Origin of the sequence: Pseudomonas sp. CYM-20-01, assembly GCF_023169845.1 — a bacterium.
GTDB lineage: Bacteria > Pseudomonadota > Gammaproteobacteria > Pseudomonadales > Pseudomonadaceae > Aquipseudomonas > Aquipseudomonas azotoformans.
Genome location: NZ_AP025169.1, coordinates 102,981 through 125,168, shown reverse-complemented (window position 1 = coordinate 125,168; position 22,188 = coordinate 102,981). Strand labels below are relative to the sequence as shown.

The window sequence follows — 22,188 nt, the reverse complement described above, 5'->3', positions numbered from 1 at the left end:
TCAGGTTTCGCTGTGGGGGGGCGTGTTGAAAAACATCGACTTGGCCAATGGTTTGCCAATGGCTGCGCGCTCAATGGCAATCTGCTCTTTGTCTGAGAGCCCTGTGGTCTGAAAGGCACCCCCGAGTTTTTGTTGCGCAACGGTCTTGAAGTGCCCGGCGACGAAGTCTTCGCTACCTGCCTGCATCGAGTGGTAATGAAAGTGCGCATACCACAATACGGCCTGGGTCTTGCGATCGTGGACTCCGTATTCGTCCAGGAAGTCTCTACGGCTTTTGAGGCGTCGGCGCGTGAGGGTTTTCCTGACGATCACCTCGGCCTGTTCATACAGCCACTGAATACGAGATGCGACGGGAACCTGCTCCTTGATCATCCTGATGCGCGTGGCTTTGCCCTCTTCGTAAAGCTGCTGCACGGCTGCATTGAGCTTGAGCTTGAGTTGGGCCGCGGCGGGGTGGTCGATTTCAGTCAGATTGCGTTGGGTGAGGGCCTCCTCGATGTTTTCAATCGCGCGCTCAAGGGGCGACACCTCCAGGTGAAACATCCCTTCGATGTCTGTCGGCAGGCGCCAGGGTTTATTGGAATGGCCCTCAAGACGTTTGATTGTGGCGGGTATTGCATCCAGAAGCGCCTGGCCCTCTTTGAGGCTGGTGTCCAAGCTGATCGGCTTCGAGGCTGGCGGGCGGGTACGCTCCTCGACCCGCTGCGCCCACTGCCCCGGCGATTTTTCATGGAAGGTGGCTATCACCTTGCCGGTCAGCGGTGCTTTGACATCTACCAGGGAAGGGTCCGACTCGCGTGGCTCGCCGACCACAACGCCGTGAAAGCGTGTCTTGATGACCTTGCGGGGTGCCACCGGTGCGGGTCGAGAGGGTCCTGGCTTGGGCTCCAATGCCTTGCGTTCGCGCAACAGTCGCGCCAAGTCGTGAGTCGCACGTTGGTTGAATTCGTCGACGAGTCGTAACAGGTCGTTGAGCGGTTCCCTGAGCACCTGTTCGGGTGCATCGGCATGCAGGTCAAGCAGGCGCTGGTCGACAGTGGTGAATTGGTCGACGAGGCTATCGAGCACCTCGATACGCTCCGACAAGGGGCTGTCGGCATCGTTTTGCAGGGTATCGAGGTAACTCTGCACAGCGAGGTCGGCCATACCCACGATGGTGCTCAGCTGGGTGCGTGCCTGCTGCTGTTCCGGCGCGTTGCCGTTTTTGATGCACAGGAAGCGCGACACCATTATTTGCAAGGCCTTCAGGTCGTGCAGGTTGAGGTTGGGCAGTGCCTTGGAAGTTGTCTGCATCACCTGCGCACCGGCGCTGCCCAGCTTCGAAAGTTCCTTGAAGCGTGAGTCGACGTACTCCAGGCGGCTGATCATTTCCAGGTTCAGCGTGGACATTTCCTGGGCCAGATCGGTGGTGCTCTGGGGGATCTCGGAGGTTGCTTCGTCCAGCAAGCCGACCGTATCGAGCAAGGTGTCTCGATAGGGGCGCAGGCGCTCCTCGACGGCGGAGCGGGTGAGCAGCAACTGTTTGTTCAAATAATCGACCATGGCGATCTGGTAGTTGGGCACCGTGTCGATAACGCCCAGTGCCGTGAGTTGGCGGATTGGCACGTCGTATTCCTCCAGCCGCCGGTCGACGTCGCCGATATAGGCATCGCGCCTTTGCGCGGTCGAGGGGCCAGGCTCGGAGCCGATGGCAGCGAGGGATTCGGAAAGCTCCGCCTGGCGACGACTCTCGTTGGCATCGAAGTCAGTGAGGCTTTTCCTCAGCTCAGTGATGCGCTGCGGCTTCTGCCCCTGAGCGGCACGCCGCCGATTGCGAAAGCCTCCCCCGCGCAGGCGTAGCCGTACGTCGACGAACCATTGGCCGGACCGGTTGCTGATCAGCAACGGGCCAGTGCGCGCGGGGTCGTTGGGGTCGGCTATGACCACGTTGTCGTTGTCGTCCAGATTGACCTCGAACCAGCGCTCGCCGACCGGGGCGTACCACTTGTCCTTGTCCGGATACAGATGCAGATGAACGCCGGGTGTTCTGTTCTGCTCGCCAAGGGTGGCGGGTTTGTCGGTTTTGAATGTGTCCAGCCGTGTACCCAGGCTCGAAGGCGCGCGACTGAGTGCGCCGCTGATATGCAGGGTTTCCTGGTGTAACGGGGTCAGGTCGGTGCCCGGCAGGTCCGGCAATTGCTGGTTGGCGACCACGGGGGGCTGCGGTAGCGGGTCTTTGGGCTTGATCGGTTTCTCGGGGATGGGTTCAAGCCGGGGTTTGGAGGGTTCGGTCACGGGCTCACGGGTTGGATGACGCAGCCCTACGTGCAGGGCCAATGCCATGCCGAGGTTGAGCCACAGGTCGACGAGCGCGTTCCAGCCCTCGGATTTGTCGGATTTGTCCACCGCCTGCTCGGCCTGCTCCAGGTCTTCCATGATTTGCCACATCCACGCGGCAACCCCCACGGTAGGCCCCAGAAACGGCAGCACGGCGTTGAAGATCTGCCAGCCGGTCTGGCGAAAGGTCGCCCAGCGCTTCTGCTCATTGGAGATCGATTGACGGGTCGCCAACTCGACCATCGCGTTGGCGTTGGCCTTGAACAGCGTGATCAGGGCGCCGTCGCCCAACACGTCGTCGCTCAATTCGATAGGTCCGCTCATATCCACCACCGTCGCCGGCTCGACAATCACTCGCACAACGGTCCAAGGCGACGGCAGGGTGTCGGGAAACACGTACTGCTCGTAGTTGAAGCGGACGTCTTCGGGTAACCAGGCCAGCACTGATTCGCGCAGGTCTTGGTCCTGCTTGATCATGTACAGCAGGTTTTGCCGGGATGGGAACTGGGCAAGCACTGGTTCGAGCAAGGGGCGGTACAGCACGCAGGGGCCGGCGGAAGGGTCCAGCGGGCCGATCACAAACATATTGGCGACTTCATCCCCCTGAATGCCGCTGCGCAATGTCGGGACAAAGGCAAGCGGTCGGATCACGATCGGCTGCCCGTCAACCTGCTGGTCTTGCTTCTCTACCTGCATCACTGCGGCGACATAGCGGTAGCCGAGTTCGTCCATGCCCTGGCGTTGCTGGATCTTCAATTGCAGAGCCAACAGTGGCAGTTGCACGCGTAAATGACTGATGTACAGCAATTGCCTGGCCCTTGACTGGACCGGGTCGTCGAGCAACGTGCTCTTGATCAGCGCCGGGTAGTGTTCGCCGATATCGACTGTGCCGATCACCTCCTTCAGGAACCTGAAGTTCAACCATTGCGGCGCCACTGAACCGTTGTAGTACACCGTGGGTTGGCCGGTGGGCAGGCCGGTGAGGTTCTCCAGGGCCAGGTCGATCAGGCTGCGCTGGGTCACATCCACCTCGCCCGGTATTGCGAAGGTGCCCCAGATCACTGGGCTCTGGATCGTCACTGCAACCTTGTTCAGGTTCAGGTGTGCACCTTCTTTGTGAGCGCGGATCTGCTCCTGCAGCTTCTCAAGGGCGTAGTCGCGTATTGGCGGGATTCCGTCCTGAAAAGAACGGCCTTCGTTGAACGCGTGGATCTGTGCCAATTCAATGATGTAGCGGCTGTAGAGGGCGATGTCCTGGTCCGAAGCATTGGCCAGCCAGTCCGGCATTTGTTGATGTATCTGGCGGATATGGGAGAGCGCATGGTCGCTCAGGTCTTCAATGCTGGGCACAATCCGGGAGAGAGTGGTTGGCATCTCAGGCTGCGGTGCGGTGGAAGCGGCAACGAACCTCTCGGCCTCACCGATGGCTTGGATTTGCATGGCTATCAGGGCACAGGCGAGGCTGTCGAAAAAGCTGTCGGCGGGCTCGTACAACTTCCACTGCAATGTTGTATCCGATTGCAGTTGCACGACCTTGGCCGGCAGTGCCTTGCCCAGCTCTTCGAGAGATCCGAAGCGCTCGTAGCCACTGACCAGTGAGTACGCCAGGATCATCGTCTGTTCGTTGAACTCACCCATCAGCACCGCCATATCCAGCACCCCCACATGCACGGTGACGTTGTCGCGCAGCAGGCTGACATCCACCACGTAGGCGCGGCTGTTGTAGCGATCCTTGACCCTGCGCTGGGCGCGCAATGGAAACCGATAAAGCCCTCTGGCCATTTCACACTCAAGCACATCCCAGTCTTCAACGGTGGTGACATTCCAGGACTTGCGCAATGAATGGGAGAAGGTCTGCCAACGCGGCCAATTGTTGCCGTTCGATGCATTCCAGTAGTCCAGTTGGCGCTCCTGGAAGGCGGCGAACAGCAGGCCGGCCAACTCATTGATCAGGCGTGCGATGGCATCGATTTTCACCGGCAAGTGCACGGCTGTGGGGGACTCCGGATGCAGCGTGAGGAAGTGCTCGCCCTCAAGGTAGACCACAGGGGTGGGCGACAGCATCTGGCGTGCCAACACCGTCGTGATGGATTCGACGTGGGGCGGAACCGGCATGATGACCGACTCAAGAACATGCCAGCGCGGAGTGACGATCATCGTCAGGTCCGGGTCGATATTGAGCGTGGGGTACTGCTCCTTCAGTACCCAGCGAAGGGTGTAGGACGCCACTTCCCGGGCAGACGGGCCGGTGGTCAATTGGGTGAGTAATTCGTAGGCGTTGGTGGGGCGCCCGTTCAGGGTGTGGTTATTGTTGTTGTGCGCGTTTTTGGACATTGGCGGCTCCTTCTGTCGTTGGCCAGGGCGAACAGCGAACGCGCACGGTAGCGACAGCAGGAGTGGCTGGGACGGTAGATAAGTAACGGCGGAATCAGGTCTTTTTCTTCTCGAAAAACAGCCGGCTCGCCGGCTCCAGGCCGATCTCGCTGAGGTAGAAGTCAATCCGTTCTACCGGCTTGGGCTCGACCGGTTTGGGTAGCTTGGCGAGGGTGGGAGGCTCTGACTCCAACGGGCGCAGGGTCACGCGGTGCAACGTGATCGCCATGCCCAGGTTGAGCAGCAGATCGGCGATGGCGCTCCAGCGTGAGCGGTGTTGCGGGTCGCCTTCGGCCTCCACGACTTCTTGCAGTTGATCCATGATTTGCCAGATCCACGCCGCGCCCCCCCACCGTCGAACCAAGGAATGGCAAGGCCGCGTTGAAGATCAACCAACCGGTGTGCTTGAAGGTGGCCCAGCGTGCGTCGGCGTTGGACACCGATTCGCGATCGGCCAATTCCACCAGGGTGATGTTCGGGTCTATATCCAGGTTCGGGTAATGCGCCTTGAGTTCACGTCGCAGCAATACGGCGGCCACTTCCCGAAACGCCGGGCCGGTGGACAGTTGAGTGATCAAGGTGGCGGTGGAGTAGTAGCGCGGCGGCTGCTGCGTGGCAGAGGCTTTTTGGGTTGAAGTCATAGGGGAGCCTGACATGCGTGGGATGGACAAAACCCGAGGCCAGGCCCCGGGTGTAGCCATGCTAGAAAGCGCGCAGTCAGGCAGGCGGTGTTTATGTAGGCCCGTCAGGTGCCGGACTTGATCTTGGTCCAGGCGCGGGTCCTGGCGCGCTCGGCATCACGGCCCAGGGGTTTGAGGGTATAGAGGGTCGCCATCGCTGCTTCGGTGGGGTACAGGTTGGGGTTGTTGCGGATCGCCGGGTCGACCTGCCCGGTGGCGTCCTTGTTCGGGTTGGGGTAGCCGACAAAATCGCTGATCGGCGCGATCACCTGGGGTTGCAGCAGGTAGTTGATAAAGGTGTAGGCGTCCTGCGGGTTCTGCGCTCCTTTGGGAATGGCGAGCATGTCGAACCAGATCGGCGCGCCTTCCTTGGGCAGGCGCATGTCGACGACTACGCCGTTCTTGGCCTCCTTGGCCCGGTTGGCCGCCTGGGAAAAACTGCCCGAATAACCGACGGCCACGCAGATGTCACCGTTGGCGATATCGGCCATGTACTTGGACGAATGGAAATAGGTGATGTACGGGCGGATCTTCATCAACAGCGCCTCGGCCTTGACGTAGTCCTTGGGGTTGCTGCTGTTGGGGTCCAGGCCCAGGTGCTGCAGGGCCAGCGGCAGGATCTCCGAAGGCGAGTCCAGCAGGGCCACGCCGCATTGCTTGAGCTTGCTGATGTTCTCTTCCTTGAAGATCAGGTCCCAGCTGTCCACCGGGGCGTTGTCGCCGAGCGCGGCCTTGACCTTGGCCGGGTTGAAGCCGATCAGGATGGTGCCGTACATGTAGGGCACGGCGAATTTATTGCCGGGGTCATTGGCCTCGATCAGCTTCATCAGCTTGGGATCGAGGTGGTTCCAGTTGGGCAATTGGTTGCGGTCCAGGGGCTGGAACACGCCGGCCTCGATTTGCTTGGCGAGGAATACGTTGGACGGCACCACCACGTCATAGCCGGAGTTACCGGTCAGCAGCTTGGCCTCCAGTGCTTCGTTGGTGTCGAAGATGTCGTAGACCAGTTTGATCGCCGGGTTCTGCGCCTTGAAGTCCTCCAGCGCCTTGGGCGTGATGTAGTCGAACCAGTTATAGACCTTCAGGGTTTTTTCTTCGGCGTACGCGGCGCTGCTCAGCACGGCGGCGCAGAGCACAAGCGACTTGAGCATGTTCATTGGGCTGCCCCCTCAAAACCTTCGAGTACGTTGACGGCATTGATGCCGATTTCTTCCACCGCGTAACCGCCTTCCATCACGAACAGCGTCGGTTTGCCCAGGCGTGCGATGCGCGCGCCCATGGTCAGGTAGTCCGGGCTGTCGAGCTTGAACTGTGAGATCGGGTCATCCTTGAAGGTGTCCACGCCCAGTGAGACCACAATGATGTCGGCGCCGTAGTGTTCGATCTCCCGGCAGGCCTGCTCCAGCGCCGCGCTCCACGTTTCCCAGCCGGAGCCGGCGGGCAGCGGGTAGTTGAAGTTGAAGCCTTCGCCTGCGCCTTCGCCCCTCTCGTCGGCATAGCCCAGGAAAAACGGAAACTCGGCCTCCGGGTGCCCGTGGATCGAGGTAAACAGCACGTCGCTGCGGTCGTAGAAAATCGACTGGGTGCCGTTGCCGTGGTGGTAGTCCACATCGAGGATCGCGACCTTGCGGTGGCCCTGGTCGAGAAACGCCTGGGCGGCGATCGCCGCGTTGTTCAGGTAGCAATAACCGCCCATCAAGTCACTGGCGGCGTGATGCCCCGGCGGGCGGCACAACGCGAACGCACTGTGGGCGCCGTGCTGGATCGCCTGTTGTGCGGTGAGCGCCACTTGCGCCGCCGAGTAGGCCGCCTGCCAGGTTCCGGCGGTGATCGGCGCGCCGCCATCGAAGCTGTAGTAGCCCAACTGGCCGTGCAGGCTGGTGGGCAGCACCCGGCGCAGGGTGCGCGCGGGCCAGGTGTAGGGCAGCAGGTCGCCGTCCTGGCCGTATTCGGTCCAGCGCGCCCAGGCGCCTTTGAAGAAGTCCAGGTAATCGCGGCTGTGGATGCGTTGCAAGGGCGCCAGGCCAAAATCCTGTGGCGCCTGCACCGGGCCCAGTTCGCGGTCCCTGACCCGTTGCAGCACATGGTCGGCCCGCGAGGGCATTTCGAAGCAGGGCATCAACTGCCCGTCCATCAATTCGCAGCGACCGTGGTGCAGGTGGTGATCGTCCGAATAGATCGTCAGCATTCTTGTTCTCCGCAGGCTGGGTCGGTGCCTGCAGTCTTGCGGTGGGCGCGGTTTAAGAGAACGGCAGGAGCGGCCAAAAGGGGAGGAATATGGCCAAATTGTTTGTCCGTAATTCGCCCCTCAATGGCGCATCATGCTCGAAATTGGCTCGGCGCCACGCCGCTCCAGCGCACAAATGCATGCCGGAAACTGGCCGTTTCGCTGAACCCCAACGCTTCGGCAATCCGGTAGATCGGCCACTGGTCCTCGGCCAGCAGTTGCTTGGCGCGCTCGAAGCGCAACTCGTCCAACAGCTCCTGGTAGCTGCAGCCCAGGTCGTGTAAATGCCGGCGCAGGGTGCGCGCCGAGCAGTTCATCTGCATGGCCAGGCCTTCCAGGCCCGGCGCGGCGTTGAGTTGCGCGGTGAGCAACTGGCGAATCCTGCCCAGCCAGGCCTGGCGCCCGGTGAACTCCAGGTTCTGCTTGCGGCAGCGCTCGGCCATGGCCTGGTGGGTGACGGTGTCTGCCAGCGGCAGTGGCTGTTCGAGCCAGTGCCGGTCGAAGGCAAATGCGTTGGCGGTGGCCTGGAACTGCAACGGGCAAGGGAAGCTTTCGGTATAGCGCGCGCGGTAGTCCGGGGCGGCGTGCTCGAAGCGTGCGCCGAGCAGTGGCAGTGGCTGGCCCAGCAGGTCGTCGCAGATGACCTTCAGCGAGGCCAGGCACAGTTCGACATTGAACCGTTCAAGCGCCGGGTCTTCTCGATAATCACCGGCGGTGAACCACACGCGCTGGCCGTCTTCCTCCAGGCTCAACTCGAAAAGTGTTCCCAACAGCGCCGGGTAGTGCAACGCCAGGCGCAAGGCGTCACCAAAGGTGGCACTGGTGAGCAGGGCATAGCCGAGCATGCCATAGGCCGATACATGCATCTGCCGGCCCAGTTCAAGGCCGATATCCCGGCGCCGCGCCACGGCATTGGCGCACACGCGCATCTCCTGGTTGGTGGTGATGCGCGTGTCGGCGCGGCTCAAGTCCGCCGCACAGATGCCGCTGCCGGCCAGCAGTTCCTGGGCCGGCAAGCCTTCGGCCTTGAAGGCGTTGAGCACCAGGGATACGGCGTTGAGGGTGGTCAGGTGGGAGTGCAGCATGGGGTGCTTCCAGCCAGGGGATGGCTGGAAGGGAAGCAAGTTACAGGCCGATCAGCTCAGCTCGCCACACAGGTCGAGTTCCACCAGGCGGCGAACCTCAGCGGTGTCGAGCCCGGCACCGAGCAGTGCATTGAGCTTGCCGAACACCGCTTCGCGGGTCATGCCGCCACCGGACAACACGCCGACGCCGCGCAAGCGGCTGCCCGCTTCATACACATCCAGTTCCACGCCGCCTTCATGGCATTGGGTGATCGCCACCACCACCACGCCTTGATCCTGTGCTCGTTGGAGGCTGGCCAGGAACGCCGGGTTGTCGCTCGGCCCGGTGCCGCTGCCGAAGCATTCCAGCACCAGCGCCTGGATACCGCTGTCGATCAGTGCATCCAGTTGCCCAGCGGCGATACCCGGCACCAGCGGCAGCACGCCTACGTTGGCCACGGCTTTGGGCTGGCGGTAATGCAGGGCGGCCGGAATCATTTCGGCCTGGGCGACGCCGCCATTGCGCTGCAGGGCTGCAAACGGATGGCGACCGAAGCTGCGGATTTTCGCGCAGCGGGTCGGCGCCATCAGTGCGCCGTGGAAGAACAACTGCACACCTGGCGCCAGGCCTTCGCCCAGTGCCGCCAAGGCACCGCTGACGTTCTCCCAGGCATCGCTGTCGGGCACGCCGGCGGGCAGCATGGAGCCGGTGAACACCACCGGCGCCGGCAGGCCGAGCAGTTGGAAGCTCATGGCGGCGGCGCTGTAGGCCAGCGTGTCAGTGCCGTGCAGGATCAGTACGGCGTCGCAGCCGTTGTCCACGGCTTCGACCACGGCGGCGTGCAGGCGTTGCCAGTAGGCGGGGGTCATATTGGCGCTGTCGATCAGCGGCGACATTTCCCGAAAGCACCAGGCGGGCACTTGCACGTCGGCAAGCTGTTCGCGCATGCGTGCTTCAAAACCGGACGCAGGCGCCAGGCCGTTGGCACTGGCCTGCATGCCGATGGTGCCACCGGTATAAAGCACCATCACGTTGTTAGCTGGGGACATCGAATTTTCTCCTGAACGAAAAACGCCGCCGGGCCCAGAGCATGCCCAAGGCCGGGCGGCGTGTCATCTATCTACGCTCAGCGTTGCGCTTGGGCGTTCAGTTCAGCGCTTGCTTGAGCACCTGGCTCAGGCTTGACCGGGTTGGCCGGCCAGGCCTTGCGGTCCAGGTCCAGGTCAGGGAACTGGCTGGAGTCGAACACTGGGGTCTTGATGCCCGCTGCGCGCTGGTTGTCGTAGTCGTTGAGGATACGCATGGCGATCTTGAACAGGAACGCCAGGGCGAACAGGTTGACGAACGCCAGCAGGGTCATGGTGATGTCGGCAAAGGCGAACACGGTGCTCAGGTTCTCGATGGAACCCCAGAAGATCAGCACCAGCACCAGTGCGCGGTAGCCCATCAGCACCTTGCGGTTGTTGCCCACCAGGAAGCGCAGGTTGCTCTCGCCCAGGTAGTAGTTGTACATGATCGAGGTGAACACGAACAACGCCAGGGCCACCGAGATGAACATGCGGCCCCAGTCGCCGACCACCGCCGCCAGGGAGTTCTGGGTCAGGGCAATGCCGTCGCCTTCAAAGCCCGGGGTGTAGAAACCGGAAAGCAGGATCAGCAGTGCGGTACAGGTGCAGATCACGAAGGTATCGAGGAACACGCTGAACGCCTGGACCACGCCCTGGGCGATCGGGTGCTCAACCGAGGCTACTGCTGCCACGTTAGGCGCACTGCCCAGGCCGGCTTCGTTGGCGAACACGCCGCGCTTCACACCCATGATGATCGCGCTGCCCACCAGGCCACCGAAGGCCTGGTCGAGGCCGAAGGCGCTCTTGACGATGGTCGCGAGCATGGCCGGCACATGGTCGAATTGCAGCACGATCACATAGAGGGTTACGGCGATGTAGACCAGGGTCTTGACCGGCACCAGCAGGTCGGCAATCGAGGCGATGCGCTTGATCCCGCCGATGAACACCAGGCCCAGCAGTACCGCCAGGGCCAGGCCGGTGTAGGTGGTGTCCAGGCCGAAGGCGTTGTTCAGCGAGTGGGTCACGGCGTGGGCTTGCAGGCCGTTGAAAGCGAAACCGAAGGTCACCAGCAACAGGAACGCCATGACCATGCCCAGCCAGCGCTTGTGCAAACCGTGCTGGATGTAATAGGCCGGGCCGCCACGGAAGGTGCCCTCGGCGTCAGTGCGCTTGTACAACTGGCCGAGGGAGCACTCGATGAAGCTCGACGACATGCCCACCAGCGCGGTGACCCACATCCAGAACACGGCGCCCGGGCCACCCAGTGTCACGGCAATACCGACACCGGCAATGTTGCCGGCACCCACGCGGCCGGCCAGGCTGAGCATCAGCGCCTGGAAGGAGCTGAGCTGATCGGAGCTGTTTTTCAGGCTGTCGCGAAATACCGAAAACATGTGGAAGAAGTGACGCAGTTGTACGAAACGCGAGCGAATCGTGAAATAACCGCCGAGCCCGACAATGAGCACGATCAGTACTTTCCCTGAGAGGAAGTCGTTGATGACTTCGAGCATGGAGTGTTCCTCGCTGATTTTTCTAATGGCAAACGCAGGACGGTTCGACGCTATCGCTCAGCACCAGGCAGTGCACGACGCTTCGACCCCAATCCTTTTGCGGGTGTTGTTATTCATGCGGTTTCGCGCTGTCCAGGACCTCGTTACCGACGATCTCTGACGCGAAGAGGGGCGGCACTATACCTAGGCGAACGTGATCCGTCTGCTCGGGGCGATTAAAGGTTTCAGCTGGGTGGTGGACTTACAGAGCGATATTGGCGTTTTTATAGGCTTCATTTCACAACCTCGGGGCAAAAAAAAGGGCCTGAAGAACGAGCCTTCAGGCCCTCAAAAGGTGAGAGGTGTCTAGTCCCTCAACCTGGTGAGCGGTGCAACAAACGCTTAGGCCTTCAGCGGGACCAAGCGTGGGGCAATCATGTTTTCGGGGCGCAGGATGTCGTCGAGCATGGCGTCGTCGAGCAAGCCTTCTTCGCGCACCAACTCCAGCACGCCACGCCCGCTTTCGAGGGCGATACGGGCGATGCGGGTGGCGTTTTCATAGCCGATGTACGGGTTCAGCGCAGTGACCAGGCCGATGGAGTGCTCCACCAGTTCGCGGCAGCGGGCTTCGTTGGCGGTGATGCCGACGATGCAGTGCTCGCGCAGCATGTCCATGGCGCGTTGCAGCAGGCGGATCGAGTCGAAGATCTTGAACGCGATCAGCGGCTCCATCACGTTCAGTTGCAACTGGCCGCCTTCGGCCGCCATGGTCAGGGCCAGGTCGTTACCGATGACCTGGAACGCCACTTGGTTCACGGCTTCCGGGATGACCGGGTTGACCTTGCCGGGCATGATCGAGCTGCCTGGCTGGCGTGCCGGCAGGTTGATCTCGTTGATGCCGGTGCGTGGGCCGCTGGACAGCAGGCGCAGGTCGTTGCAGATCTTCGACAGCTTCACCGCGGTGCGCTTGAGCATGCCGGAGAACAGCACGAAGGCGCCCATGTCGGAGGTGGCTTCGATCAGGTCGGCAGCCGGCACGACCGGCTGGCCGCTGATCACCGCCAGGCGCTGTACGGCCAGGGCCTGGTAGCGCGGGTCGGCGTTGATGCCGGTACCGATGGCGGTGCCGCCCAGGTTCACTTCGGTCAGCAACTCAGGCGCCAGGGTTTTCAGGCGCGCCAGGTCTTCCCCCAGGGTGGTGGCGAAGGCGCGGAATTCCTGGCCGAGGGTCATCGGCACGGCGTCTTGCAATTGGGTGCGGCCCATTTTCAGCACATGGCTGAATTCGACGCCTTTGGCGGCGAACGCCTGGATCAGGCTGTCGAGGCTGGCCAGCAGCGCGTCATGGCCCAGCAGCAGACCCAGGCGGATCGCGGTCGGGTAGGCGTCGTTGGTCGACTGCGCCATGTTCACGTCGTTGTTCGGGTGCAGGTATTGGTACTCGCCCTTGTTGTGGCCCATGGCCTCCAACGCGATGTTGGCGATGACTTCGTTGGCATTCATGTTGGTTGAAGTGCCAGCGCCGCCTTGAATCATGTCCACCACGAACTCTTCGTGGAAATCGCCGCGGATCAGACGGGCACAGGCTTCGCTGATGGCAGCGTGCTTGGCTTCGCTGAGCTGGCCCAACTCGCGGTTGGCGTCAGCCGCCGCTTGCTTGACCATTGCCAGACCGACCACCAATTTCGGGTAATGCGAAATCGGAACGCCCGAGAGGCGGAAGTTGTTCACCGCTCGCAGGGTCTGGATGCCGTAATACGCTTGAGCCGGTACTTCGAGTACGCCAAGCAGGTCTTTTTCGGTACGGAAAGATGCAGCGGAGGACATGACGGAAATCATCTCGATATGGACCCGGAACTGGCCGGAACGCTGCGAATGCTAGGCTTGTAGAACTTTTTGGGCCAATGCTGTTAAGCACTGGCCTATGCACAAACGGCATAATGTGAGTGTGACCCGGTTATCATGGCGGGCGTGTGTGCCAAAATGGTGCGTACCCACGGGAGGCAGTAATGAACCTTGAGAGCAAATGGCTGGAAGACTTCAGCGCCTTGGCGGCGACCCGCAGTTTTTCCCAGGCAGCGGAGCGGCGCTTCGTCACCCAGCCGGCGTTCAGCCGACGCATCCGCAGCTTGGAGGCCGCGTTGGGCCTGACCCTGGTCAACCGCTCGCGCACGCCGGTGGAGCTGACGGCGGCGGGCCAGTTGTTCCTGGTCACCGCGCGCACCGTGGTCGAGCAGCTCGGTGAAGTGCTGCGCCATTTGCATCACCTGGAAGGCGGGCAGGGCGAGGTCATGCAAGTGGCGGCGGCGCATTCCCTGGCCTTGGGCTTCTTTCCGCGCTGGATCGCGCAACTGCGCAACGAAGGCCTGAACATCGCCACCCGGCTGGTGGCTACCAACGTTGGCGACGCCGTGCATGCGCTACGCGAAGGCGGTTGTGACTTGATGCTGGCGTTCTACGACCCCGACGCCGCGATGCAGATGGATTCGGAAATCTTCCCGTCGTTGCACCTGGGCAACACCGAAATGCTCCCGGTGTGTGCCGCCGACGCCGACGGCAAACCGCTGTTCGACCTGGAAGGCGAGGGCAGCGTGCCATTGCTGGCCTACAGCGCCGGCGCGTTTCTCGGTCGCTCGGTGAATTTGCTGCTGCGCCAGCGAGCGCTGCGCTTTACCACCGTGTACGAAACCGCCATGGCCGACAGCCTCAAGAGCATGGCCCTGGAAGGCCTGGGCATCGCCTGGGTGCCGCAGTTGAGCGTGCGCGCCGAGCTGGCGCGGGGTGAGCTGGTGGTGTGCGGCGGGCCGCAATGGCATGTGCCGCTGGAAATCCGCCTGTACCGCTGTGCCTTGGTACGCAAGGCGAACGTGCGGTTGCTGTGGCGCAAGCTCGAAGGCGGGGCGGCGAGCCCCGCCGTATAGCCGTCCGTCAATCGAACTGGCTCAGGTAGGTGCGGATATTGTCCCGGTTCTTGTCGCTGAACCGGTAGGCGTTGCCCCTCAGGAACGAGAAAAAGTCACGATTCTTCATCAGGGTTTCGTGCCACCAGCCATTGAAAATATTGTCGCCGTCTTTATGCAGCGCGCCGAGCATATGCCCGACTTCATGGGCTGCGATGCGGTATGACGTTGTCGCGGCAATGCCGAAGCTTCCACGCACATTAGCAATGCCGGCGACTCTACTGTTGATGTTGTCACCTGTCAGCAGTAGGTACAGGTCAAGCGGTGAATGGGTGGTCGAAAGGTTTTGCAGGTACTGGAGCACCGTTTTTTTCCAGGCAGAGCTTCTCTTTTGTTCGTCCCCTTTGTAATTGAAATCGATTAAAGCAACTGGCCCGGTTTCCTGATGGAAGGTGATCATGACTGTCCGGCCGGACAGGTCTTCCAGCTCGGTTTGCAGCCAGGAAAAATAATCTTCGCGCAGGGACGACAGCCGGCTATCGCCGTGCAAATCACGATGGATGTAGACGTTCAGGTTGATCGGCTTCGGCGCGGCAGGTTCAGGAATGGGCGCTGGGCGGGGCGGCAGTTTTCGTTCAAACGCCGCGATGGCGGGTGTCGTGTGGTCTTTGAAGGTGCTTTCAAGGGTCATCAATGACCTGAGGTCCGAGGCGGCCTCGATGTGACGGTTGATCCAATTGGCCTCCTGGAAATGCCGAGGCTGCGCCCATACCCACGCGTGCCGGATGTCTCGGCGTTGCTGGTTGATCAGCGCCAGGGTCACGTCCTCATAGAAGTGCGGGCTGAACACCATCGGTGACAGGCTGACGTGATCGTCCCGCAGCCCGTGCCTGGCCAGCTCTTCCAAGCGCTGGAGTTGATTGCGGTCGATACACGGCAGCAGACGGTGGAGGCTGGTCTCGCTCAACTCGGCAATCAGGTGGGCCCTGAGCAGGGCCGGCGAGTAGAACGCCTGCAACTTGAGCCCGGGCACGTAAAGGACACAGGGGTTTTGACCGGGTACTGCGCTGGCAGGAGTGCGGGTCATCAGGAAGGCGCCGTACAGAGGGATGTGCGCCTGTTGTTCTTCATCCTGAAACGCGATGCGGTAGAGATGGCAACCGGAAATATGCCCAGGCGACGCCAGAAGCGTGATCAACGCGACACTTTCATGGTCCAGCGAACCATCTGCCAGCCTGAGCGATGCCGCACACTGAAGTTGGGCCGCGAAGGCTCGGGCCACGTACGCCTGGTTGGTCATGTCGGCGTAGGGGTGCTGGGCTTGCCAGAAGTCGGCGAGGTCACTCAGGTAGAACTCGATACCCTGGAGGTTCTGCAGGGCTATCTTTAATCGCGTCTGGCAGTCGGACGGCAGGGCTTGCAAGGCGTCTGCTCCGGGGGTGTAGAACACTGCCGTACTGGCGTCGTAGGTCGAGGGCAGCGCGTTGAACAGAACGAGGTTGTGGTAGAGCTCGTACAAGGTTTGTTGCGGGGTAGCGTCCGATGGCGGGCAGGCGAAGAAGATGCAGTCCAGTTCGGGCGTGGGCAGGGAGTGCGTGAGTACCTGGGTCAGCAGCTTAAGCGCACTGACTGGACGGGTTGGCATATGACCAAGGGTGTAAGTGACGTTTTTGTTCAGCGACCTCAGCAATGTGGCCGTTTCGGGCGGTGTCAGGTTGAGGATGTCGTGGGGCGCGGGTAGGGTGCGGTAATACTCGACCGATGCAGGCATGGGGCAGTCCTTGTCCTTGGGGAAGTCAGTGGGGTGTGTCGCTGCCCACGATAAGGCTGGGTCCTGCCATTGCCTGTCGGTGTCATAGGCAAATGCGGTAGTGGCATTCGATGTTGGCGGGGTGAAGTTTCCATGTTCTTGAAAGTCCGCCGGGTTGACCTGCAAGTCAGTAAATCTGCCGCTTTGGCGCTTAAGACAGATGGTCATCCCAGGGGCTGTTTATCTGGATTATTACGGTATACTGCGCGGCCTTCGGCCGGTCCAACCGGCCTTAATTCGTACACCAAGCCACGCCGGATTTCCCGCGTGGCTTGTTGTTTTTTGACGCGCCTGCGGGCGCCCAGAGAGAAGAGGCACGACGATGAGTGCATTGGTTGGCGTGATCATGGGCTCCAAGTCCGATTGGTCCACCCTTAGCCACACCGCCGATATGCTGGAAAAACTCGGCATTCCCTACGAAGTGAAAGTGGTCTCCGCCCACCGCACTCCGGATTTGCTGTTCCAGTATGCCGATGAAGCAGAATCCCGTGGCATCGAGGTGATCATCGCCGGTGCCGGTGGTGCAGCGCACCTGCCGGGCATGTGTGCGGCCAAGACCCACCTGCCGGTGCTCGGTGTGCCGGTGCAGTCGGCGATGCTCTCGGGCGTGGATTCGCTGTTGTCCATCGTGCAAATGCCGGCCGGCATCCCGGTGGCGACCCTGGCGATTGGCAAGGCCGGCGCGATCAACGCCGCCCTGCTGTCCGCCAGCATCCTGGGCGCCAAGCACCCGCAGTTCCACGCGGTGCTGAAAAAATTCCGTGCTGAACAGACAGACAGCGTGCTGGACAATCCAGACCCACGCATCGCCTGAGGTGGTTGACGATGAAAATCGGTGTAATCGGTGGCGGCCAACTGGGCCGCATGCTGGCCTTGGCGGGAACCCCGCTGGGGATGGACTTCGCTTTCCTGGACCCGGCGCCGGACGCCTGCGCGGCGGCCTTGGGTGAGCACTTGCGCGCTGACTACAGCGACCCGGACCACCTGCGCCAACTGGCCGACGAAGTCGACCTGGTGACCTTCGAATTCGAAAGCGTCCCGGCCGAAACCGTCGCGTTCCTGTCGCAGTTCGTCCCGGTGTACCCGAGCGCCGAAGCCCTGCGCATCGCCCGCGACCGCTGGTTCGAGAAGAGCATGTTCAAGGACCTGGGCATTCCGACCCCGGCCTTCGCCGATATCCAGTCCCAGGCGGACCTGGATGCCGCCGTCGCCAGCATTGGCCTGCCGGCTGTGCTGAAAACCCGTACCCTGGGTTATGACGGCAAGGGCCAGAAAGTCCTGCGCACCGCTGCCGATGTGGTCGGCACCTTTGCCGAGCTGGGCAGCGTCGCCTGCCTGCTGGAAGGTTTCGTACCGTTCACCGGTGAAGTCTCGCTGATCGCCGTGCGTGCCCGTGATGGCGAAACCCGCTTCTACCCGTTGGTGCACAACACCCACGACAGCGGCATCCTCAAGCTGTCCGTGGCCAGTACCGATCACCCGTTGCAGGCCCTGGCCGAAGACTATTCCAGCCGTGTGCTCAAGCAGCTGGATTACGTCGGCGTGATGGCGTTCGAGTTCTTTGAAGTCGACGGTGGCCTCAAGGCCAACGAAATCGCCCCACGCGTACACAACTCCGGGCACTGGACCACCGAAGGCGCCGAGTGCAGCCAGTTCGAAAACCACCTGCGGGCGGTGGCGGGCTTGCCGTTGGGCTCCACGGCCAAGGTCGGTGAGAGCGCCATGCTCAACTTCATCGGTGTGGTGCCACCCGTGGAAAAAGTCATCGCCATCGACGACTGCCACCTGCATCACTATGGCAAGGCCTTCAAGGCCGGGCGCAAGGTCGGTCACGCCAACCTGCGCTGCAAGGACCGCGCGACGCTGCAAGCGCAGATCCTCAAGGTTGAAGCGCTGATCGCCGAGCAATAAGGCAAGTCCGACGGGAACCATTGGTGACCGTCGTCTCTCTGATTGCAGGATGCCAAAGCCTGACTAGGCTTTGGCATAGCTCACCTACATTCAGAGGGAAATGCCATGGGTATCATCGGAACCATCTTTATCGGCTTGATCGTCGGCCTGCTCGCGCGTTTCCTGAAACCAGGCGACGACAGCATGGGCTGGATCATGACCATCCTGCTGGGCATCGCAGGTTCGTTGGTCGCCACTTACGGTGGCCAGGCCCTGGGCATCTACCAGGCAGGCCAGGGCGCCGGCTTCCTCGGCGCGCTGATCGGCGCCATCGTGCTGCTGGTGATCTACGGCCTGCTGAAAAAGAAATGATCTAAGCGACGAAGCTCTCTGCGCTGCGCAGGCGCAGGGAGCTAGAATGCTCGCCACCTGTACTTGTCGAGCCTCTCCATGCGCCGTCTTTTGTTAACACTCCTCCTGCTGGGCCCTGGCCTGGCGCACGCTGGCGAACTGCCGGAAACCGACTGGCTCGACCTGATGCCGCTGTCGGATCAAAAAGCCCTCGAAGCCATGCCCGAGATCGACCACAACTCTCCCGAAGCCCAAGGCACATTCACCGACAAGGGTGGCCTGAAGCAGAGCAAGGGCTTGCCGGCGGTGATGTACTCAACCAAGACCGTGGCGGCCATGAATGGCAAGGACATCCGCATCGGCGGCTATCCGGTGCCGTTGGAAACTGATACCAAAGGCCGCAGCACGTTGTTTTTCCTGGTGCCGTACCCAGGCGCGTGCATCCACGTTCCGCCTCCGCCGCCGAACCAACTGGTGTTGGTGCGCTATCCCAAGGGGCTGAAGCTGGATGATATCTACACGCCGCTGTGGGTCACGGGCACGTTGAAGGTGGAGAAGGTCAATAACGATCTTGCCGATGCGGCCTATGCGCTGGATGCGGGGAAAGTGCGGGTGGTCAAGGAATCCGATCTTTAAAGGGCAACATATAACCAATGTGGGAGGGGGCTTGCCCCCGATAGCGGTCTACCAGTAGCCGTTGTGCTGACTGATCCACTGCTATCGGGGGCAAGCCCCCTCCCACATTTTGATTGGCGTTCTTACAGGGCGACAGCGCTGATCCTCACACCCAAGGTGTGGCTTTCGCCGGGCGCCAGGCTCACCACATCGTCCAGCACATTCGCCGTCTCGATGCACAGCATGCCCGGCCAGCCATCATCGGCCATGTCATCAAACGCCTTGGCACGTTCGGTCCAGGGGTTCCAGATCACCGTCGACTTTGAGCCCTCGGCAGTGAGCTGGATGCGGCGCTGCCAGTCTGTGTCGACGATGTTCAACTGGGACGGCGTATCGAGGTAGATGCGATCGGTCTCGGCAGTGAAGCGCAGCTGGCCGGATTGCACCTTCTCGGCCCAGCCGTCCGCGGTATCGATATACGTCACGCCGTCCAGCCCATCGACCTCTACATTGCGCACATCGCTCACCGCAAAGTAGGTGTGCAGCGCCTGGCTGAGGGTTACGGTGTCAGCGCCACGGTTATGACTGGTCAGGCGGATATGCAACTGATCGTCCAGCAGCAGGCTCAGTTTCAGGTCGACCTGGTGCGGCCAGCCCGGAAAACCGCCCGTCGGCACCGGCAGTAGCAAATCCACCCGTAGCGCATGGCCTTCGAGTTCCGTCGCAGCCAATTCCCAGAGTGCCGTACGCACAAAACCGTGGGCGCCGGCCGGCTGGTCGCTCTGGCGCATCGCCTTGACGCTCTGCGGGTTGCGGTCGAACACGCCAAACCACGGCCAGCACACCGGTACGCCGGTGCGAATGCCCTTGCCCTGCTTGAACACCGCTTCAGGGTTCGGCCAGATCAGCGGCTGCTCGCCGTCGCGCTGGTAACTGAATATATGCGCGCCCTGTTGGGCCACCATCAGTTCCGCGCCGTTGTGGCGGATGCGCCAGCAGTCCAGCTCGTCGATTTTCACGGTTTCAACGTGGGGCGTCGGCATAACAAAGCACTCTCAATAGCAGGCAGTGGGGCAGTTGACCGTCAAAACCCGGCGAGGTTTAACGTGCGCGCGATGGAACCGAGCGCGTGCGGCCGCTGCCGTCGATGGCGACGAATACAAATACCGCCTCGGTCACCTTGCGCCATTCGCTGGACAGCGGGTCGTCGCTCCACACTTCGACCATCATCTGGATCGAGCTGCGGCCGATTTCCAGAGCCTGGGTATAGAAGGACAACTGCGCGCCGACGGCCACCGGCACCAGGAACGCCATGCGATCAATGGCCACCGTGGCGACACGCCCGCCTGCAACCTTGCTGGCCATCGCGGTGCCGGCCAGGTCCATCTGCGCGACCAGCCAACCGCCGAAGATATCGCCGAAACCGTTGGTTTCACGCGGCAGGGCGGTGATTTGCAGGGCGAGATCGCCTTGCGGGATAGGATCTTCTTGTTCGAGTTCGATCATGCCAAGGGTGCCTCTGACCCGTAACGCTTCATGGGTATTTCAAGTGGATAGCCGTCTTCGAAAAAAACGTTTCAGCACCAACATACACCGCGTGATGCGTTTCTCGTAAGGCGTACTAAAGGGAAACTCTGCCAAATCGGCTGGTGGGTGCCCAACGACGTTTTGGCACAGCAGCCCCTCAAGACTGGGGGTCTTGCGCTTGCACGGGCCGAGTATATCGAGACCCCGGCGCCACGACGACCTCTGGGCGCTCATTTGGTCGGCAAATAACGGCTGTATCGCGGCTTTTTCCGGCAACTGTGCTTCTGTGCGCAGATAAAGCGTAAAAATGCGGAATATTTCGCGCTGTTGAACTGTTATTCGCTCAACGCTGTGCTTTTTCGAGCGATTTGCTATCTTGCCAAGCCTGCCGCAAGTCCCGGGCTTGCCGTCCCGACTACTATAAGAGAAGCCTTGCCATGTCCTCCGTGCCCGCAAGCAGTGCGCAACCGTCGCGCCCGCTGACCCGCAACGACTACAAAACCCTGTCGCTGTCTGCCTTGGGCGGGGCGTTGGAGTTTTATGATTTCATCATTTTCGTGTTTTTCGCCACCGTGGTCGGAAAACTCTTCTTCCCGGTCGACATGCCCGAATGGCTGCGCATGATGCAGACCTTCGGCATCTTTGCCGCCGGTTACCTCGCGCGCCCCTTGGGCGGCATCATCATGGCGCACTTCGGCGACCTGCTGGGCCGCAAGAAAATGTTCACCCTGAGCATCTTCATGATGGCCGTGCCGACCCTGATCATGGGCCTGCTGCCGACCTACGCGCAGATCGGCCTGTGGGCACCGGTACTGTTGCTGCTGATGCGCATCATCCAGGGCGCGGCGATCGGCGGTGAAGTGCCAGGCGCGTGGGTGTTCGTCTCCGAACACGTACCGCCACGGCATATCGGCTATGCCTGCGGCACCCTGACCAGCGGCCTTACCGCCGGGATCCTGCTGGGGTCGCTGGTGGCCACCGCCATCAATACTATCTATAGCCCTGAGCAGGTCTCGGATTTCGCCTGGCGTATCCCGTTCCTGCTCGGCGGTGTATTCGGCCTGCTGTCGGTGTACCTGCGCCGCTGGTTGCATGAAACGCCGATCTTCGCCGAGATGCAGCAACGCAAGACCCTGGCCGCTGAGCTGCCATTGCGCGCGGTGCTGCGCGACCACCGTGGCGCCATCGTCTTGTCGATGTTGCTGACCTGGTTGCTGTCCGCTGGTGTCGTGGTGGTGATCCTGATGACCCCGACTGTGCTGCAAACCGTCTACCACTTCAGCCCGACCGTTGCGCTGCAGGCCAACAGTCTGGCCATCGTCACCCTCAGCCTCGGCTGCATCGCTTCGGGCGCCCTGGCCGACCGCTTCGGCGCGGGCCGTGTGCTGGTCGCTGGTTGCGCACTGTTGCTGGCCACATCCTGGACGCTGTATCACAGCCTCATGGCCCACCCAGACTGGCTGTTCCCGCTGTACGCACTGACCGGCCTCTTTGTGGGCACCATCGGCGTGGTGCCCTACGTGATGGTCAAGGCTTTCCCGCCCGTGGTGCGTTTCAGCGGTCTGTCGTTCTCTTACAACGTGGCCTACGCCGTATTCGGCGGGCTGACGCCGCTGGCGGTGTCGCTGCTGATGAAGGAGAGCCCGATGGGCCCGGCCTACTACGTTGCCGCCCTGTGCTTGATGGGGATGGTGGTGGGTAGGTATCTGTGGAAGCGTTCGCGCTAAGCCATGGGTGATGATCGTTCCCAGCCCTGGGAACGATCACGTTTCAACGTATTTCCAAGCCTTCACCTCTCCCTCCCAGGCCCCGTGCCTGCGCGCTTTTTTGTGTTGTCGTTGAATAGTGGCCTTTCATCTAATTGTCACATTCCAGAC

The 22,188-nt window shown here is 61.6% G+C and carries 16 protein-coding genes and 1 pseudogene; 6 read left to right on the top strand and 11 right to left on the bottom strand.

Annotated elements, in window-relative coordinates; genetic code table 11:
• From M2497_RS00540 to aspA, 8 genes and pseudogenes are all read right to left on the bottom strand, one after another.
• Positions 1 to 4,650 carry a DUF6543 domain-containing protein gene (locus M2497_RS00540; RefSeq protein ID WP_248485408.1) on the bottom strand — a complete coding sequence of 1,550 codons (4,650 nt, stop codon included), beginning with the start codon at positions 4,648 to 4,650 and terminating at the stop codon, positions 1 to 3.
• A 250-nt stretch (positions 4,651 to 4,900) separates the two neighbouring features.
• A pseudogene (locus M2497_RS00535) lies at positions 4,901 to 5,156 on the bottom strand (hypothetical protein); the annotation flags it as partial.
• A gap of 278 nt (positions 5,157 to 5,434) precedes the next feature.
• The gene (locus tag M2497_RS00530) at positions 5,435 to 6,526 is read right to left on the bottom strand and encodes a polyamine ABC transporter substrate-binding protein (RefSeq protein ID WP_248485406.1); all 1,092 of its coding nucleotides are present in this window, start codon (positions 6,524 to 6,526) and stop codon (positions 5,435 to 5,437) included.
• Positions 6,523 to 7,557: a histone deacetylase family protein gene (locus M2497_RS00525; RefSeq protein WP_248485404.1), complete on the bottom strand. Its 1,035-nt coding sequence runs from the start codon at positions 7,555 to 7,557 to the stop codon at positions 6,523 to 6,525. The genes M2497_RS00530 and M2497_RS00525 overlap by 4 nt, the downstream gene beginning before the upstream one ends.
• A 131-nt stretch (positions 7,558 to 7,688) precedes the next feature.
• Positions 7,689 to 8,681 carry an AraC family transcriptional regulator gene (locus M2497_RS00520; RefSeq protein WP_248485402.1) on the bottom strand — a complete coding sequence of 331 codons (993 nt, stop codon included), beginning with the start codon at positions 8,679 to 8,681 and terminating at the stop codon, positions 7,689 to 7,691.
• A gap of 51 nt (positions 8,682 to 8,732) precedes the next feature.
• The gene (locus tag M2497_RS00515; protein ID WP_248485400.1) at positions 8,733 to 9,710 is read right to left on the bottom strand and encodes an asparaginase; all 978 of its coding nucleotides are present in this window, start codon (positions 9,708 to 9,710) and stop codon (positions 8,733 to 8,735) included.
• Positions 9,711 to 9,787: 77 nt separating this feature from the next.
• Positions 9,788 to 11,239 (bottom strand): alanine/glycine:cation symporter family protein, encoded by a 1,452-nt coding sequence (locus tag M2497_RS00510; RefSeq protein ID WP_248485398.1) that lies wholly within the window; start codon positions 11,237 to 11,239, stop codon positions 9,788 to 9,790.
• 381 nt (positions 11,240 to 11,620) lie between these two features.
• Positions 11,621 to 13,045: an aspartate ammonia-lyase gene (gene aspA / locus M2497_RS00505; protein ID WP_025854459.1), complete on the bottom strand. Its 1,425-nt coding sequence runs from the start codon at positions 13,043 to 13,045 to the stop codon at positions 11,621 to 11,623.
• A 182-nt stretch (positions 13,046 to 13,227) separates the two neighbouring features.
• Between aspA and M2497_RS00500 the strand changes: the two genes are divergently transcribed.
• Positions 13,228 to 14,139: a LysR substrate-binding domain-containing protein gene (locus tag M2497_RS00500; protein ID WP_248485397.1), complete on the top strand. Its 912-nt coding sequence runs from the start codon at positions 13,228 to 13,230 to the stop codon at positions 14,137 to 14,139.
• A 7-nt stretch (positions 14,140 to 14,146) separates the two neighbouring features.
• Here the strand turns inward: M2497_RS00500 and M2497_RS00495 are convergent, their stop codons facing one another.
• Positions 14,147 to 15,889: a hypothetical protein gene (locus tag M2497_RS00495; protein WP_248485395.1), complete on the bottom strand. Its 1,743-nt coding sequence runs from the start codon at positions 15,887 to 15,889 to the stop codon at positions 14,147 to 14,149.
• Between the two features lie 361 nt (positions 15,890 to 16,250).
• Here M2497_RS00495 and purE point away from each other — a divergent pair, with 361 nt between their 5' ends.
• The 4 genes from purE to M2497_RS00475 all read left to right on the top strand — a co-directional run bounded on the left by purE (position 16,251) and on the right by M2497_RS00475 (position 18,805).
• A complete protein-coding gene (purE, locus tag M2497_RS00490; protein ID WP_003176980.1) occupies positions 16,251 to 16,742 on the top strand; it encodes a 5-(carboxyamino)imidazole ribonucleotide mutase in 492 nt (163 codons plus the stop codon).
• Positions 16,743 to 16,753: 11 nt separating this feature from the next.
• Positions 16,754 to 17,839 (top strand): 5-(carboxyamino)imidazole ribonucleotide synthase, encoded by a 1,086-nt coding sequence (locus tag M2497_RS00485; RefSeq protein WP_248485393.1) that lies wholly within the window; start codon positions 16,754 to 16,756, stop codon positions 17,837 to 17,839.
• 105 nt (positions 17,840 to 17,944) lie between these two features.
• A complete protein-coding gene (locus M2497_RS00480) occupies positions 17,945 to 18,190 on the top strand; it encodes a GlsB/YeaQ/YmgE family stress response membrane protein (protein ID WP_058424295.1) in 246 nt (81 codons plus the stop codon).
• 78 nt (positions 18,191 to 18,268) lie between these two features.
• Entirely contained in the window at positions 18,269 to 18,805 is a 537-nt protein-coding gene (locus M2497_RS00475) for a DUF3299 domain-containing protein (protein WP_248485391.1), read from the top strand.
• Positions 18,806 to 18,927: 122 nt separating this feature from the next.
• On the opposite strand, the gene M2497_RS00470 is transcribed toward M2497_RS00475, so the two are convergent.
• A complete protein-coding gene (locus M2497_RS00470) occupies positions 18,928 to 19,827 on the bottom strand; it encodes a D-hexose-6-phosphate mutarotase (RefSeq protein WP_248485390.1) in 900 nt (299 codons plus the stop codon).
• Positions 19,828 to 19,885: 58 nt separating this feature from the next.
• Entirely contained in the window at positions 19,886 to 20,290 is a 405-nt protein-coding gene (locus M2497_RS00465; protein WP_003176975.1) for an acyl-CoA thioesterase, read from the bottom strand.
• A 458-nt stretch (positions 20,291 to 20,748) separates the two neighbouring features.
• Between M2497_RS00465 and M2497_RS00460 the strand changes: the two genes are divergently transcribed.
• Positions 20,749 to 22,038, top strand: a complete 1,290-nt coding sequence (locus M2497_RS00460; protein ID WP_248485389.1) for an MFS transporter — start codon at positions 20,749 to 20,751, stop codon at positions 22,036 to 22,038.
• The last annotated feature ends 150 nt before the right edge of the window (positions 22,039 to 22,188 follow it).

Coding starts and splice junctions, on each gene's coding strand:
- M2497_RS00540 (WP_248485408.1), bottom strand. CDS start 4,650: ATGTCCAAAAACGCGCACAACAACAATAACCACACCCTGAACGGGCGC.
- M2497_RS00530 (WP_248485406.1), bottom strand. CDS start 6,526: ATGAACATGCTCAAGTCGCTTGTGCTCTGCGCCGCCGTGCTGAGCAGC.
- M2497_RS00525 (WP_248485404.1), bottom strand. CDS start 7,557: ATGCTGACGATCTATTCGGACGATCACCACCTGCACCACGGTCGCTGC.
- M2497_RS00520 (WP_248485402.1), bottom strand. CDS start 8,681: ATGCTGCACTCCCACCTGACCACCCTCAACGCCGTATCCCTGGTGCTC.
- M2497_RS00515 (WP_248485400.1), bottom strand. CDS start 9,710: ATGTCCCCAGCTAACAACGTGATGGTGCTTTATACCGGTGGCACCATC.
- M2497_RS00510 (WP_248485398.1), bottom strand. CDS start 11,239: ATGCTCGAAGTCATCAACGACTTCCTCTCAGGGAAAGTACTGATCGTG.
- aspA (WP_025854459.1), bottom strand. CDS start 13,045: ATGTCCTCCGCTGCATCTTTCCGTACCGAAAAAGACCTGCTTGGCGTA.
- M2497_RS00500 (WP_248485397.1), top strand. CDS start 13,228: ATGAACCTTGAGAGCAAATGGCTGGAAGACTTCAGCGCCTTGGCGGCG.
- M2497_RS00495 (WP_248485395.1), bottom strand. CDS start 15,889: ATGCCTGCATCGGTCGAGTATTACCGCACCCTACCCGCGCCCCACGAC.
- purE (WP_003176980.1), top strand. CDS start 16,251: ATGAGTGCATTGGTTGGCGTGATCATGGGCTCCAAGTCCGATTGGTCC.
- M2497_RS00485 (WP_248485393.1), top strand. CDS start 16,754: ATGAAAATCGGTGTAATCGGTGGCGGCCAACTGGGCCGCATGCTGGCC.
- M2497_RS00480 (WP_058424295.1), top strand. CDS start 17,945: ATGGGTATCATCGGAACCATCTTTATCGGCTTGATCGTCGGCCTGCTC.
- M2497_RS00475 (WP_248485391.1), top strand. CDS start 18,269: ATGCGCCGTCTTTTGTTAACACTCCTCCTGCTGGGCCCTGGCCTGGCG.
- M2497_RS00470 (WP_248485390.1), bottom strand. CDS start 19,827: ATGCCGACGCCCCACGTTGAAACCGTGAAAATCGACGAGCTGGACTGC.
- M2497_RS00465 (WP_003176975.1), bottom strand. CDS start 20,290: ATGATCGAACTCGAACAAGAAGATCCTATCCCGCAAGGCGATCTCGCC.
- M2497_RS00460 (WP_248485389.1), top strand. CDS start 20,749: ATGTCCTCCGTGCCCGCAAGCAGTGCGCAACCGTCGCGCCCGCTGACC.